General features: G+C 72.1%; 8 protein-coding genes and 3 pseudogenes. 8 read left to right on the forward strand and 3 right to left on the reverse strand.

All coding sequences use genetic code 11. The features are described 5' to 3' along the window. The first annotated feature begins 106 nt into the window (after positions 1-106). The 7 genes and pseudogenes from FB563_RS38335 (at position 107) to FB563_RS38365 (ending at position 12,085) form a co-directional block, all read left to right on the forward strand. Positions 107-1,288 carry an FAD-dependent oxidoreductase gene (locus FB563_RS38335; protein WP_107100707.1) on the forward strand — a complete coding sequence of 394 codons (1,182 nt, stop codon included), beginning with the start codon at positions 107-109 and terminating at the stop codon, positions 1,286-1,288. A 134-nt stretch (positions 1,289-1,422) separates the two neighbouring features. Continuing rightward, complete coding sequence (locus FB563_RS38340) at positions 1,423-3,213, forward strand: RICIN domain-containing protein (protein WP_324615859.1); 1,791 nt, start codon at positions 1,423-1,425, stop codon at positions 3,211-3,213. Between the two features lie 76 nt (positions 3,214-3,289). Then, positions 3,290-4,096 (forward strand): inositol monophosphatase family protein, encoded by an 807-nt coding sequence (locus tag FB563_RS38345; protein WP_055707992.1) that lies wholly within the window; start codon positions 3,290-3,292, stop codon positions 4,094-4,096. 76 nt (positions 4,097-4,172) lie between these two features. Next, positions 4,173-5,528: an FAD-binding protein gene (locus FB563_RS38350; protein ID WP_079048931.1), complete on the forward strand. Its 1,356-nt coding sequence runs from the start codon at positions 4,173-4,175 to the stop codon at positions 5,526-5,528. Between the two features lie 170 nt (positions 5,529-5,698). Next, on the forward strand, positions 5,699-7,810 hold the full coding sequence (locus FB563_RS38355; protein WP_234357862.1) for a discoidin domain-containing protein: 2,112 nt from the start codon (positions 5,699-5,701) through the stop codon (positions 7,808-7,810). Between the two features lie 167 nt (positions 7,811-7,977). After that, a pseudogene (locus FB563_RS45040) lies at positions 7,978-9,439 on the forward strand (aminotransferase class I/II-fold pyridoxal phosphate-dependent enzyme). A 366-nt stretch (positions 9,440-9,805) separates the two neighbouring features. Continuing rightward, positions 9,806-12,085, forward strand: coding sequence for a catalase (locus tag FB563_RS38365; RefSeq protein WP_142219217.1), 2,280 nt, complete (start codon positions 9,806-9,808; stop codon positions 12,083-12,085). 16 nt (positions 12,086-12,101) lie between these two features. On the opposite strand, the gene FB563_RS38370 is transcribed toward FB563_RS38365, so the two are convergent. The 3 genes and pseudogenes from FB563_RS38370 to FB563_RS38380 form a co-directional block, all read right to left on the reverse strand. Continuing rightward, a complete protein-coding gene (locus FB563_RS38370) occupies positions 12,102-12,854 on the reverse strand; it encodes a class I SAM-dependent methyltransferase (protein WP_055709496.1) in 753 nt (250 codons plus the stop codon). A 256-nt stretch (positions 12,855-13,110) separates the two neighbouring features. Continuing rightward, positions 13,111-14,292, reverse strand: a complete 1,182-nt coding sequence (locus FB563_RS38375; protein WP_142219218.1) for an acyltransferase family protein — start codon at positions 14,290-14,292, stop codon at positions 13,111-13,113. 180 nt (positions 14,293-14,472) lie between these two features. Then, positions 14,473-14,775: pseudogene (locus tag FB563_RS38380) on the reverse strand (TIM barrel protein); the annotation flags it as partial. Between FB563_RS38380 and FB563_RS38385 the strand changes: the two are divergent. Beyond that, positions 14,773-15,154 (forward strand): annotated as a pseudogene (locus FB563_RS38385) (substrate-binding domain-containing protein); the annotation flags it as partial. The pseudogenes FB563_RS38380 and FB563_RS38385 sit on opposite strands and share 3 nt — an antisense overlap. Positions 15,155-15,176 lie beyond the last annotated feature (22 nt).

The raw sequence follows: 15,176 nt of genomic DNA on the forward strand, positions 1-15,176 counted from the left end.
GCGCACGGACCGGCGCCCGCCCTGATCCTGTCCGGATCTCGGCCCCCGTACCGGCCCGTCCCTGCCCTTAGATGGTCACCACCACTGTCGGCGCGAGGAGTGGCACGTGAGCGGGACGGACGCGACGAGGGTACTGGTGATCGGCGGCGGCATCGCGGGGACCGCGGCCGCGCTCGGCCTGCACAAGGCCGGCTGCGACGTCACCGTGTACGAGGCACACCCCGACACGGCCGAGGACACCGGGGCGTTCCTGACCCTGGCGAGCAACGGCATGCGCGCTCTTGCCCAGCTCGACGCCGCGGACGCCGTCCGGGCCCTCGGATTTCCGCTGACTTCGCTGCGGCTGCTCGACAGCGACGGCACTGAGCTGACACACGCGCCGCTCGGCGAGGTCGCCGAACCGGGACTGCAGTACCGCTGTCTGCGCCGCGGCGAGCTGAACGCGGCCCTGCAGGGCGAGGCGGTCCGGCGCGGCATCCGCCTGCGCCACGGCGCCCGCCTGGCCGGCGTCACGGACGGCCCGCACGGCGTCACCGCCCGGTTCGCCGACGGCAGCACCGCCCACGCGGCCCTCCTCATCGGCGCCGACGGCCTGAACTCCACCGTGCGCCGGCTCCTCACCCCCGGTGTCCGGCCCGTGTACGCGGGCCAGCGGATCTTCTACGGGTACAGCGGTGCCGCCGCCGGCGTGGACGGCACCGGCGTCATCACCTTCGTCCGGGGCAGCGAGACCACGTTCGGATACGCGGCGTCGCCGGCCGGGCAGACGTACTGGTTCGCCCGCGTGAGCACCGAACCGCTGCCCGCCGGCGGCTCCGCCCACCGTGCCCCCTGGCGCGAGGAGCTGCTGCCGCTGCTGCGCAAGGACACCACACCCGCCGCGGACATCGTCACCGCCTCCCAGGGGCCCGTCATGGTCACCAACGCCACCGAGCTGCCGCTCGGTGCGGTGTGGCACCGGGGACGGGCCCTGCTCATCGGCGACGCGGCCCACGCGGCCTCCCCGGCGACCGGCCAGGGGGCCTCGATGGCCCTGGAGGACGCCGTCGTCCTCGCCAAGGCGCTGCGCGACCTGCCCGGCGCACCGGACGCGTTCGCCGCCTTCGAACGGCACCGCCGCCCCCGGGTGGAGCACAACATCACCGTCAGCGGCGGCATCTCCCGCGGCGGCCGGAACCCCTCCCGTCCGGGTCCCCTCCTGGCCCGCCCCGCCGAGCCGGACGAGGCGCTCGTCCGCCAACTGGCCTGGGACGCCCAGCTGCCGGCGGCCCCGCCCGAGGAGACCTGACCGGGTGCTCCGGCCGGTCGCGGGCGCGCGAAAGTGCAAGAGGCGGAGCACTGGAGTCCATTGCCGGACCGACGCCGGGGCCGGATCGTTCCGTGCAACCGGCCCTTCGGCAACAAGGAGCACAGTTGCGACTCTTGAGCAGAGCGGGCGGCGCCGCGGCCGTGACCGTCGCCCTGGTCCTGGGCGGCGGCACCGCGTCCCCGGCACCGGCCGCCACACCCGGCGATGCCGGCTACACCGTGACCGTGGGGACCCCGGTACCCTTCACCCACCCCACGGACACCCCCGCCACCCCGTACCTCGACCGGGACGGCACCTTCCACTACCAGCAGTCCGCCGCCCTGTACGGGGCCAAGGACCCGCGCACCTGGGACTTCTACACCGGCACGGACTTCGACACCGCGACCTTCGACAAGGCACTGAGCAAGGCGGTGAACCCGGCCAACCCCGCCGACCGCAACGACGACACCACCTGGCGCTGCAACAACAGCCCCACCGGCCGCGGGGCGACGTACGCGCCGAGCGGCTCGGGCTACGCCCAGAAGAACTACTGCGACCTGTCCGGGGTGTGGGTCGACCCCGACACCGGCGACTGGTACGGCCTGGTGCACAACGAGTTCACCCCGCAGCCCTTCGGCGACGGACTGCACTACGACGCCATCGACTGCGCCGTCTCCACCGACCGGGGCCGCACCTGGAGCATCAAGGACCACGCGATCACGTCCCCGTACAGCACCGGGCGCGGGGACACGACGGCCTTCCCGAACCAGACGTACTCCTACGGCGACGGCGACCAGCGCCTCTTCGTCGACACCGCCTCCGGCTACTTCTACGTCTATTACGGCTCCCGGATCATCGACAAGAGCGGCGGCTGGAAGGCGTTCTACGAGCACGTGGCCCGCGCCCCGATCTCCGCCAAGATGGCCCCCGGCTCCTGGCGGAAGTGGTACGACGGCGCCTGGTCGCAGCCCGGCACCGGCGGCAGGGAGAGCGACATCGTCCCCGTCGACGCCGACCACCCCACCGGCTACACCCCCGCATCCGCCGAGTACGACCCGGCCAACACCGGCACCGCCGCCCAGCAGGTCGCGGCCGGAAAGATGCCGCCGACCTCGCCGCTGTTCGTCATGAACATCGCCTACGACGCCCATCTCGGGCTGTACATCGGGGAACCGCAGGCCGTCGACCAGAGCGGCGACTCACCGCAGTACCTCTACGCCACCGACGACCTGAGCACCCAGAAGTGGCGCCTGATCGGGGACACCGGCGGCTACACCAACGCCTCCTGGTACCGCTGGTTCCTCGACAGTGCCAACCGCACCAGCTCCACGATCGTCGGCCGGTCCTTCCGCTCCTACTGCGCCTTCGGCTGCTCGCACGACGCCTCCGGTGAATACGTCGACATCACCGTCGACTCCACCGCACCCGCGCCCGCCCCGATGGACACGAGCCGCGGCCACCGCATCGCGAGCGGCGCGGGCCGGATCCTCGCCCAGACGGCCGGCGGCAACGGCACCACCTCATTGGCGCGGCCCGCCCGGTCCGGTCGTGACATCTGGCTCTTCACCCCGACCGGCGACGGCGCCTTCACCGTCACCAACGCCGCGAGTGGCCGGCTGCTCGGCGTCGACTCGTCCTCCGCCGCGGGCCGCGCCTGGGGCGCGAGGCCGACTGTCACGGCGGCACGGGCCGGCGGGCCGTCGGCCGGGCAGCAGTGGTTCGTGATCGCGAACGCCGGCGGCACCTACCGTCTGGTCAACCGCTACAGCGGACTCGTGCTCGGCCTGTCCGGCACCTCCGGCCGGCTCGCCGAGACCACGCCGCTGCGCACCTGGACGGACCACAGCGGAAGTTCCGTCGGCGGCGGACGCACCGCCGCCGAACAGACCCTGTCCCTCACCGCGACCGGCTTCGCACGCCGCTAGCCGAACCGGCCCCGACCCGCACGGGCCGGGGCCCAATCCCCTCAGGGACCAGGAGACTTCCCGTTATCCTGCGCCCATGTCGATCATCAACGGGGATTCCGACGCTCAGCTGGCCGTGCGCGCGGCCCAGGCCGGCGCAGCCGTGGTCCGTGACCTCTACGGCAGCCGGCTCGAACGCCACGACAAGTCCGCCGGGGACTTCGCGACCGAGGCGGACCTCGCCGCCGAGCGGGCCATCCTGGACGTGCTGCGCGCCGCCCGCCCGGACGACGCCGTGACCGGCGAGGAGAGCGGACGCTCCGGCGCCGCGGACGCCCACCGCCGCTGGCTCGTCGACCCGCTGTGCGGCACCCTCAACTACGCCGTCCGGAACATGCTCGTCGGCGTGAACGTCGCCCTGCGGGAAGGAGCTGAGGTCACGGCCGCCGCCACCGCCGACCCGTTCAGCGGCGAGGTGTTCTGGACCGACGGCGAGGCGGCCTGGGTCCGCGGGGACGGCGCGGACGAACGGCTGACGCCCTGGTCGGGTTCCGCGCTGGTGGACGTCAACCTCGACCCGCCGTTCCCCAGCGCCCCCGGTTTCCAGGCGGTCCGCCTCCTCGCCGACCCCGGCTTCGCCGAACGGTTCCGGCCCCGGGTCGTCTCCAGCACCCTCGCCGTGGCCTGGGTGGCCGCCGGGCGCCGGGCCGCCTACGTGACCGACGGCGACCTGCGCGACAGCGTGCACTTCGCGGCGGGGATCGCCCTGTGCCGGGCGGCCGGCTGCACGGTGACCGGCCTGTACGGCGAGCCCGTGCTCAGCGGCGCGGGCGGGCTCGTCGCGGCGGCCGACGCGGCGACCCATGCCGCACTGCTGGGGCTCATCAAGAACCAAGTTCGTTGAGTACGCGCCGAGTTGGCGCGGAGCGAGTCGGCCCGCCTTCTCGACGCAGGCGCCGCTCGTCTGGTGTGATGCCCGCATGACCCTGGCCGCCGACCTCGCCACCCGCTTCGAACGGTGCCTGGACACCCGCCCGGAGGCCCTGCGCGAGGCGGCACAGGACTTCGGGCACATCGTGTCGGCCCCGCCGCTGGCGGTGCTGCGTCCCCGGTCCGCCGCCGAGATCCAGGAGCTGCTGCAGTTCGCCGGACCCCGGGACCTCCCGGTGAGCGTGCGCGGCGGGGGTCACTCGATGCACGGCCAGGGACAGGCGGGCGGCGGGATCGTGCTGGACCTGCGGGCGATGAACCGGGTGGGTCCCGTGGCGGACGGCCAAGTGACCGTACAGGCGGGCGCGTTGTGGCGGGAGGTGCTGGCCGCCACCCTGCCGTACGGCCGCACCCCGCCGGTCCTCACCGACTACCTCGGCGCGGGAGTGGGCGGAGTCCTGTCGGCGGGCGGACTCGGCGGGGCCGGTCACCGGCACGGCCTGGTCGCGGACCAGGTCCTGGAGCTGGAGGTGGTGACCGGGGCCGGGGAGCACCGGGTCTGCTCACCAGGCCGGAACCCCGACCTGTTCCACGCGGTGCTCGCCGGACTCGGCCAGTGCGCCGTCATCGTGACCGCCACGCTGCGCCTGGTCCCGGCCCCCGCCCGGATCCGCCGCTACTGCCTCTACTACACCGGCCTGACCCGCTACCTCGCCGACCAGCGACGGCTCGCCGAGGAGCAGCGCTTCACCTATCTGGAGGGCCAGGCCCGGCCGGCCGGTGAGCACGCCTGGCGGTACATGATCGAGGCCGTGGCCCCGTACGACGGCCCCTGCCCGCCCGACGACGCCGCCCTGCTCGACGGACTCGGGCACGACCGCGCCGCGCTGGAGACGGAGGACCTGGGATACGGCGAGTTCGCCCACCGCGTGGACACCGACGAGGAGGTCCTGCGTGAGACGGGGGAGTGGCTGTATCCGCATCCGTGGCTCAATCTGCTGCTGCCGCACGACAGCGCCGAGTCCGTCGTCGGCGCCGTGCTCGCCGACCCCGCCTTCCGGGATCTGCGTGACACGGGCCTCGTCCTGCTGTACCCGCTGCTCTCCGACCGCCTGAAGGCACCCTTCTTCCGTCGTCCTTCCGGTGAAGTCCTGTATGTGTTCGCCCTGTTGCGCACGGCCCCGCCCGGCGACCCCGAGGCGGTCGCGGCGATGGTGGCGGCCAACCGCGCCGCGTATGAGCGGGCCCGCTCCCGGGGTGCCGTCGCCTATCCCGTCAACGCCCTGCCCATGTCGGACGCCGACTGGCGGGACCACTACGGCAGCCGCCGGGCGGCCTTCGCCGCCGCGAAACGGCGCTTCGACCCGCATCTCGTCCTGGCGCGCGGACACGGTCTGCGGTTCTGAAGGTTTTGACTTCCGAAGGCTTGCCGCCCACTTGCTTCATCACTTAAATCAAAACATGAACTAAGCGGCCACTTCGGCCGCTTGAGCCGTTCTTCCATGGGAGCCGCCAGATGAGAAGCCGGAACGGAAGCCGCACGAGACCGAGACACCCGGGTGTCGCCCTGGCCGCCATGGCCGCGCTGATCACCCTGCCCCTCGCCCACACCCCGGCCGCCGCGGCCGGGACGCAGACCTGCGACACGGCCGACGCCGCCCAGGGACGGCCGGCCACGGCGTCCTCCACCGAGAACGCCGGCACCCCCGCCTCCGCCGCCTTCGACGGTGACACCTCCACCCGCTGGTCCAGCGGGTTCAGCGACCCGCAGTGGCTCCAGGTCGACCTCGGCGCGGTCACGGACCTGTGCCGCATCGACCTGCACTGGGAGACCGCCTACGGCAAGGACTTCCAGCTCCAGGCCTCGACCGACGGCCAGAACTGGGCCACCCTGAAGACCGTCACCGGCGCGAGCGGAGGAACGGCGTCGTACGACGTCAGCGGCACCGGCCGGTACGTCCGCATGTACGGCAACGCACGCGGCACCGGGTACGGCTACTCCCTCTGGGAGATGGCCGTGCACACCACGACCAACGCGACCGGCCCGATCCAGGGCGGCGGCGACCTCGGCCCGAACGTCATCGTCGTGGACCCCTCCACGCCCCACCTCCAGCAGAAGTTCGACGACGTCTTCCATCAGCAGGAGTCCGCCCAGTTCGGCACCGGCCGCTACCAGTTCCTGCTCAAGCCGGGCACGTACGACAACATCAACGCCCAGCTCGGGTTCTACACCTCCATCTCCGGACTGGGCCTGAACCCCGACGACACGCAGATCAACGGCGACGTCACGGTCGACGCCGGCTGGTTCAACGGCAACGCCACGCAGAACTTCTGGCGTTCGGCGGAGAACCTCGCGATCACGCCCTCCAACGGCACCGACCGCTGGGCCGTCGCCCAGGCCGCGCCCTTCCGGCGCATCCACGTCAAGGGCGGCATGAACCTCGCCCCGACCGGCTACGGCTGGGCCTCCGGCGGCTACATCGCCGACTCGAAGATCGACGGCACGGTGGGCCCGTACTCCCAGCAGCAGTGGTACACCCGTGACAGCTCGGTCGGCGGCTGGACCAACGGCGTCTGGAACATGACCTTCTCCGGCGTCCAGGGCGCCCCCGCGACCGACTTCGACAGCGGCCCGTACACCACCCTGGACACCACCCCGGTCTCCCGCGAGAAGCCGTTCCTCTACCTGGACGGCAACGACTACAAGGTGTTCGTCCCCGGCAAGCGCACCAACGCACGCGGCGTCTCCTGGCCGAACACGCCGGGCACCTCCCTCCCGCTCGACCGGTTCTACGTCGTCAAGCCGGGAGCGACGGCCGCCACCATCAACACGGCCCTCGCCCAGGGCCTCAACCTGCTCTTCACGCCCGGCGTCTACCACCTCGACCGGACCATCGACGTCACCCGCCCCGACACCGTCGTCCTCGGCCTGGGACTGGCCACGCTCGTCCCGGACAACGGCATCGACGCGATGCACGTCGCCGACGTCGACGGCGTACGGCTGGCCGGCTTCCTCATCGATGCCGGACCGGTCAACTCCGACACGCTGCTGCGCATCGGCACGCCCGGCTCCACCGCCGACCACGCGGCCGACCCCACCACCGTGCAGGACGTGTTCTTCCGCATCGGCGGCGCGGGGCCCGGTCTGGCCACCAACTCGCTCGTGGTCGACAGCGACGACGCGATCATCGACCACACCTGGATCTGGCGCGCCGACCACGGCAGCGGCGTCGGCTGGGACACCAACCGCGCCGACTACGGCCTGCGGGTCAACGGCGACGACGTGCTCGCCACCGGCCTGTTCGTCGAACACTTCAACAAGTACGACGTCTACTGGAACGGAGAACGCGGCCGGACGATCTTCTTCCAGAACGAGAAGGCGTACGACGCCCCCGACGCCGCCGCCATCACTCATGACGGCATGGTCGGCTACGCGGCCTACAAGGTCGCCGACTCCGTCACCACCCACGAGGCCTGGGGACTCGGCAGCTACTGCAACTACACGGCCGACCCGTCCATCGTCCAGGCCCACGGCTTCCAGGTCCCGATTGGCCCGGGCATCAGGATGCACGATCTGCTGGTGATCTCCCTCGGCGGCAAGGGCCAGTACGCCCACGTGGTCGACAGCACCGGCGCACCCACCTCGGGAACCAGCACCGTCCCCTCCAAGGTGACGTCGTTCCCGTGACCCGCGCCTGGGCGGGCAGCTCCTGACCGCGCAGGTCATGAGCCGCCCGTCCGGTCGGCCGAGGAGGTGCCCGCGGGTTTCGAGTGCGCCGCGAGTGCAACACGGACGGTGCGGCCCGTGCGGACGGTGCCGCACCCTCCGCATGTCCGCCGAGGAAGAGGACACTCATGGATCACTCGCGCGCACCCGTACTCGAAGCCCTGGAGGAGTTCCGGCGCCGCGGAGACGTGGTGTTCGGACCGCCCGGGCACAAACAGGGCCGCGGCACCGACCCCCGGGTCGCCGAGGTCCTCGGCATCGACGTCTTCCGCTCGGACGTGCTGACCCTCAACGGCCTGGACGACCGCCGGCAGTCCCAGGGCGTGCTGTCACAGGCGCAGGAGCTGATGGCCGACGCGGTCGGTGCCGAGCACGCCTTCTTCTCGACCTGCGGCAGCTCCCTGTCCGTGAAGACCGCGATGTGCTCGGTCGCGGGGCCTGGGGAGAAGCTGCTGCTGTCGCGCAACGCGCACAAGTCGGTCATCGCGGCGGTCATCATCAACGGGGTGGAGCCGATCTGGGTCCACCCGAAGTTCGACGCCGAGCGGCACATGGCCCATCCGCCGGAGCCCGACGACGTCCGCGACCGCCTGCGGGAGCACCCCGACGCCAGGGGAATGCTGCTGATCACCCCCACCGACTGGGGCACCTGCGCCGACATCCGGGGCGTCGCGGACGCCTGCCACGCCTACGACGTACCGCTCATCGTGGACGAGGCCTGGGGTGCCCATCTGCCCTTCCACCCGGACCTCCCGGCCTGGGGCATGGACGCCGACGCCGACCTGGTCGTCACCAGCGTGCACAAGATGGGCGGTGCCATCGAGCAGAGCTCGGTGTTCCACCTCCAGCACGACCGGGTGGCGCCCGAGGTGCTCAAGCAGCGCGAGGACCTGCTCGGCACCACCAGCGCCTCCTGTCTGGTCTACGGCGCCCTGGACGGCTGGCGGCGGCAGATGGTCGAGCGGGGCCGCGAGCTGCTGGGGGCGGCCGTCCACCGGGCCGAGCGCATCCGCGCCGAGCTGCGGGAACTGCCGGGGCTGCGGATCATGGGCGGCGAGGTGATCGAGGAGGGCCTGGCCGCCGAGTTCGACCCGATGAAGATCGTCATGGACGTCCGGGACCGGCATCAGCGGCATGCAGGCGGCCGAATGGCTGCGGACGCACCGGCACGTCGACGTGGGCGGCTCGGACACCTGCCGGATCAACGCCTCCATCACGCATGCCGACGACGACGAGACCGAGAAGGTCCTGCTGGACGCCATGCGCTCGCTGGTCGACAACGCCGGTTCGATCGAACGGCGGCCCGCCGTCCGGCTGCCCGAGCCCCGGGCCCTCGAACTGGAACAGGCCGTCCTGCCACGCGAGGCGTTCTTCGGGCCCGCCGAACAGGTGCCCGCCGAGCGGGCCGTGGGCCGGATCTCCGCCGAGATGATCAGTCCCTATCCGCCCGGCGTGCCCGTCGTGGCACCCGGCGAGGTGATCACCAAGGAGGTGCTGGACTACCTGCGCAGCGGAGTGGCGCACGGCTTCCTCATCGCCGACGCGGCGGACCCGTCACTGGAGAGCCTGCGCGTCATGGCCCGGCCGTGACCACGGTCTCTCGACCTGCGGCGGCCGGGCGCAGGACCTAGGGTGGCGGTGCGGGCGGCCGTTCGCGCCTGCCCGGGTCAAGAAGCCGGCCCACTGACGGAGGCACCCCCCGGCAGGGGGCGCTTGGCCCTGCTCGACGGTCCCCGGGTCCGGACGACGCGTCCGGCGGGCCTGCCGCTCCGGCAACTCGATGGGAGACGGCCCGACTTCACCCCGACCGGGAATCCGCCGCGATTGCCGGTTTCGGACGCTCCGGCCCGGGGACCTCGGTACGAAGGCCGCGATGACCCCTTTCGACAGATTTCATCAGGCCCGCACATTTATGTTCTGTCTGTCGGCCGTATGCCCGGCGAAGGAAACGCAGCGATGAGCGAGACGAACCCCCTGAAGCGAGCGGCGGAGAAGGCGGCGGACGTCCTGCGGGGCGACGGCGCGGGCCCGGAGCAGGGCATCCCCGGAAAGCCGGGCTCCCGGCCCCCGTCGGTCGCCGAGCCGACCGAACCCCATGAGCCGCTCCCGCCCAAGCCCGACCAGACCGGCCCGGAGACCGTCTCCCCCACCGGACAGCCGACCGGCGCCGACCAGGCCCGGATGGCGCAGAGCGGCGGATTCCTGACCAACGCCCAGGGCACCCGGCTGTACGACACGGACCACTCGCTCAAGGCGGGACCCCGTGGCCCGGTGCTGCTGCAGGACCACCACCTGCGGGAAAAGGTCATGCACTTCGACCACGAACGCATCCCCGAGCGCGTGGTCCACGCCCGCGGCGCCGCGGCGCACGGGGTGTTCCGCAGCTACGGCACGGCGGCGAACGTGACGAAGGCGGCCTTCCTCGCCGAGGGCGTGGAGACGCCCGTGTTCGTCCGCTTCTCCACCGTGCTCGGCTCCCGGGGCTCCGCCGACACCGTCCGGGACACCCGCGGCTTCGCGACGAAGTTCTACACCAGCGAGGGCGTCTTCGACCTGGTCGGCAACAACATCCCGGTGTTCTTCATCCAGGACGCGATCAAGTTCCCGGACGTCGTCCACGCCGCCAAACCGCACCCCGACCGGGAGATCCCGCAGGCCCAGAGCGCCCACGACACCTTCTGGGACTTCGTCACCCTGCACACCGAGGCCACCCACCACACCCTGTGGAACATGTCCGACCGGGGCATCCCGCGCTCGTTCCGCACCATGGAGGGCTTCGGGATCCACACCTTCCGCCTGGTCGACGCCGACGGCGGGACCACCCTGGTGAAGTTCCACTGGAAGCCGAAGCTGGGCGTGCACTCGCTGGTGTGGGAGGAGGCCCAGATCATGGGCGGCGTCGACCCGGACTTCCACCGCCGGGACCTCGCCGACGCGATCGAGGCGGGCGCCTTCCCCGAGTGGGAGTTCGGGATCCAGACCTTCCCCGACACGCCCGAGCAGACGTTCGAGGGCATCGACCTGCTGGACCCGACGAACATCGTCCCCGAGGAACTGGCCCCCGTGCAGCCCATCGGCCTGCTCACCCTCGACCGCAACCCGTTCAACTTCTTCGCCGAGACCGAGCAGGTCGCCTTCCACCCCGGCCACCTCGTCCCCGGCATCGACATCACCGACGACCCGCTGCTCGCCGGCCGGCTCTTCTCCTACCTGGACACCCAGATCACCCGGCTGGGCGGCCCCAACTTCGCACAGATCCCGATCAACCGCCCGCACGCGCCCGTCAACGACATGCTGCGCGACGGCATGCACCAGACGGCCGTGCACCAGGGCGTGGCCCCCTACCGCCCCAACTCCCTCGACGGCGGCTGCCCGTTCACGGCGGGCGCCGACGCGGGCGCGTTCGTCGAGGCTCCGGTGCGGGTGCCGGAGGCGACCAAGGTCCGCGAGGCACCGGCGTCGTTCGACGACCACTTCAGCCAGCCGCGCCGGTTCTGGCTCAGCATGACCCCGGTGGAGCGCGAGCACATCATCGGCGCCTACACCTTCGAACTCGGTAAATGCTACGAACAGGCCATCAAGGAAAGGGCGTTGCAGGTGCTGGCGAACATCGACCCCGAGCTGTGCGCGGGTGTCGCCATTGGCCTCGGCCTGCCCGCCCCCGAACCCACCGTGCCCCTGGCCGACGTCGCGCCCAGCCCCGCCCTGTCCCAGGTCGGGCGCACCTGGCCGACCGACGGCCGGACCATCGGCATCATCACCGGGCCCGACGGCGACCTGGACGGCGTACGGGCCGTACGCCAGGAGGTGCTGGACGGGGGCATGGTGCCGCTCGTCGTCGCACCGGCGGGCGGCACCCTCGGCGACGGCCCCGACGCGCCGGCCGTTCAGCGGACCTACGCGACGGCACGTTCCGTGGAGTTCGACGCGGTGCTCGTGGCCGGCGCCCCTGGAATCGGCGTCGATGCCTACGGCGCCCGCGACGCCAAGGCGGGCGTGCCCACCGGCCGCGACGGCACTCCCGACCCGCGCGTGGGCCTGCTGCTCGCGGAGGCGTACCGGCACGGCAAGGCCATCGGGGCGGCCAAGGGCGGCGAGACCGCGCTGGAGGCGGCCGGCATCTCCCTCGACGCGCCCGGTGTGATCGCCGGGGACGGCGCCACCACGGTCCTCCAGCAGCTCACCCGGCTGCTCGGCTCGCACCGCGTCTGGGACCGCTTCCCGTCCTCCGCCTGACGCCCCGACGCGACACCTACGGGCCCGGACGGCGGAACAGGGCCGTCCACAGGAAGTCCTGGCCGAACAGCGCGGAGTCCGCCGGTTCCTGCCGCATGGCGCGCAGTTCGACCTCGTGGAGATCGCGGAAGATCCGGCGCAGTGACTCGGGGGTGTAGGCGAGCCCGCCGTGCAGGCCGGGCTCGCGGTAGAAGGCCGCGTCGGGGAGTTCGGAGCCCATCCGGCCGGCGGCGAAGCAGGTGAGCGCGAAGTGCCCGCCCGGCGCCAGGACGCGTTCCAGCAGCGCGAGGTGGCTGACCCGGCGGTGCGGTGGCAGGTGGTGAAAGCAGCCGGAGTCGTAGACGAGGTCGTAGGGGCCGTGCAGCGCCGCCTCGGGGCCCGTGGTCAGGGCGAAGGCGTCACCACAGTGGAACCGCACGGCGCCCCCTGCGCCCCGGGCCTGCCGGGCCCGCTCCTCGGCCCAGGCGATCGCGGCGGGCGAGAGATCGACGGCGTCCACGTCGAAGCCCCGCGCGGCGAGGTACAACGCGTTACGGCCGGGGCCGCAGCCCAGGTCCAGGACCCGCCCCGGCCTGATGAGACCGCGCTCCAGGTAGGACACCAGGTTCTCGTCCGGCTTCGCCGCGAAGAACGGCACGGATTTGTCCCGGGCCGTATAGAAATCGTCCCACCACTGGGCCGCGCCCCGTGTCCACCGGTCGGCCTCCGGCGCGAACAGCCCGTCCAGGAGCCGTAGTACGTCTTCCACCGTGCGGATGTCCCGGTCCATCCGGCCGCCCCCTTTCCCGCTGCGCACAACCTAGGGAAGGGGGCGGCGCGGCACCAGGCGGCAGGGCTCGGCCCGGGGGCACGGGTGGGCGTCCGGGCGGACCGGCGAGGGGGGGTGGGGATCCCCGCTCGGAGGTCGGCCGACAGGCCTTCCTGGCCCCACGGCGGCCCGGCACGCGGCCTTTCTCGATCGAGCCGAGGGCACTTTTTTCGGCCGCGTGCCCGAGCGCGCTCCTCTCCCGGGTCCGGGAAGCGGCTCAGTCGCGTGCGGCGGCCGGCGCCTCGGGGCGGGCCTCGGCCGCGTCCGGCTGGGCGGCCGGGCGGCGGCGCCGGCGCAGCAGCAGGCGTCTCGCCGGGCGCTCCACCGCCTCGTACAGGAGCCAGGACAGCCCGAGCGACACCGTGAACACGGTCGTGGTGACGGCGGTCCCCGCCAGCAGACCGAAGTGCGGCTTCGTCCCGAGCAACTGCGTTGCGGACCGGATCACCAGCAGATGGACCATGTAGAAGGCGAACGACAGCTCGCCGAGCCGCACCAGCCGCCGGCGCCGCCACAGCGAGGGCAGCCCCTGCATGTCCGCGACGGCCGCGGCCGGGATGAGCAGCGTGAACCCGGCGATGGTGCACACGGTGGCGGAGTAGCCGGGTGCGACCTGCGGCACGAGGAAGTAGCCGATGATCGCCAGGGCGAGCGAGGCCTCGAGACCGGGCCCGCGCCACCGGCCGAGCAGCACCAGCCGCGCGGTGACCGCCCCCAGGACGAACTCGGGCAGCCGGGCCGCCGGGAACGAGTACAGCGCGTACGTCCACCAGTGGTGGGCGTCCGCCCAGGCCAGCACCACGACCGCCACCAGCGACACAACGCCCAGCGCGGCCGAGGCGCGTGCGCCGAGCCGGCGCAGCACCAGGAACAGCAGCGGGAAGGCGGCGTAGAAGAACGCCTCGCAGCCGAGGGACCAGCTGACCGGGTTCAGCGTCTGCCACCACGGACGCCACCAGGGGTGCAGCAGCAGCGCATTGGACAGGGCCTGCTTCGGTGTCGGCCGCGGCTGGCCGGCCAGCGTGTAGGCCATGAGCAGGGCGATGGCCAGGGTGACCAGGTGCACCGGGTAGATGCGGGCGATGCGCCGTCTCCAGAAGGAGAGCACGCGGTCACGGGGCCGCGCCGACCAGGTCAGAACGAACCCGGACAGCACGAAGAAGAACGACACGCCGGTGGCGCCGGCACCGAAACCCCAGTACACGAGGCGGCCACCGGTGCCTCCGAAGTAGCCGAAGTTGTTCACGTGAAGTCCGAACACCAGCAGGGCCGCCATCCACCGCAGCCCCGTGAGGGAGGGCAGCGAGGGCATGGCGGCGGCTGGGGAGTCCCTGGCGGTCGTGTCGCCGGAACTGGTGGGCGGCGTCGTCCGGAACGTCCGGGTCGTCGCCGTTGTCATCGAATCACCTGCCGCAGAGGATTGGCGTGGGGCATGAAGGGGTACCTTGCCCGCTCACCCCGAGTCCATCACGTCACATGGCAAACGTCACACTCGCTGCCGAACGAGGGACTGCTCCGTATGCCACGGACGGCCGGACCGGGTGCACCCGTACGAGTGATGTCCCACGCACCTCCTTGATCAGCCCGCGGTCGGTTCCTTCGTGATCCGTTCCAGCATGAACGCCGAGGACTCCCGGGCCCGTTCCTCCCAGGCGAACACACAGACGGTGGCGACGCCGTCGAACTTCGGCTCCCGCAATGTGTCGAAGAACACCTTTCAGTCGCCCTCGCCCTGGCCGATGTCCAGGTGCTGGCGGATCCCGGCCTGGGTGCCGGGCGGGTTGAGGCTGTACCGCAGGCCGGAGGACCCCTTGTGGCTGAAGAAGGCCGCGATGTGCACGTGTTGCGGGTTGTCGCCCGCGCAGCGCATCATCGCCGCCACCGCCGGATCGTGCACATCGACGGCGGACGCGGGCCCGGTTCCGCCGAGCGCCGCCGCGCCTGCCGGGCCGCGATGCGCCGGCACGGGCTGGAGGCCGAGCAGCGCGTCATCCCCGGTGATCACACCGAGCGGTCCGGGATCGAGGCCGGCCGCCTCCTGCTCGCCGAACGGGACGCCGGCACGCCTCTGCCGACGGCCGTCCTCGCCGGCAACGACCGCAGTGCCATGGGCCTGTTGATGGAGCTGACCCGGGGCGGTGTGGAGGTGCCCCGCGACCTCTCCGTCGTCGGCTACCAGCCATCTCTCCCATCTGATGCCGATCGGCCTGACGACCGTACGCCAGGACGCCCGGCCGATTCCGGAACTGGAGCGGGAGTAGGTTGAGTTGGACCCTAGGCTGG

It is taken from the genome of Streptomyces puniciscabiei, assembly GCF_006715785.1.
Lineage (GTDB): Bacteria > Actinomycetota > Actinomycetes > Streptomycetales > Streptomycetaceae > Streptomyces > Streptomyces puniciscabiei.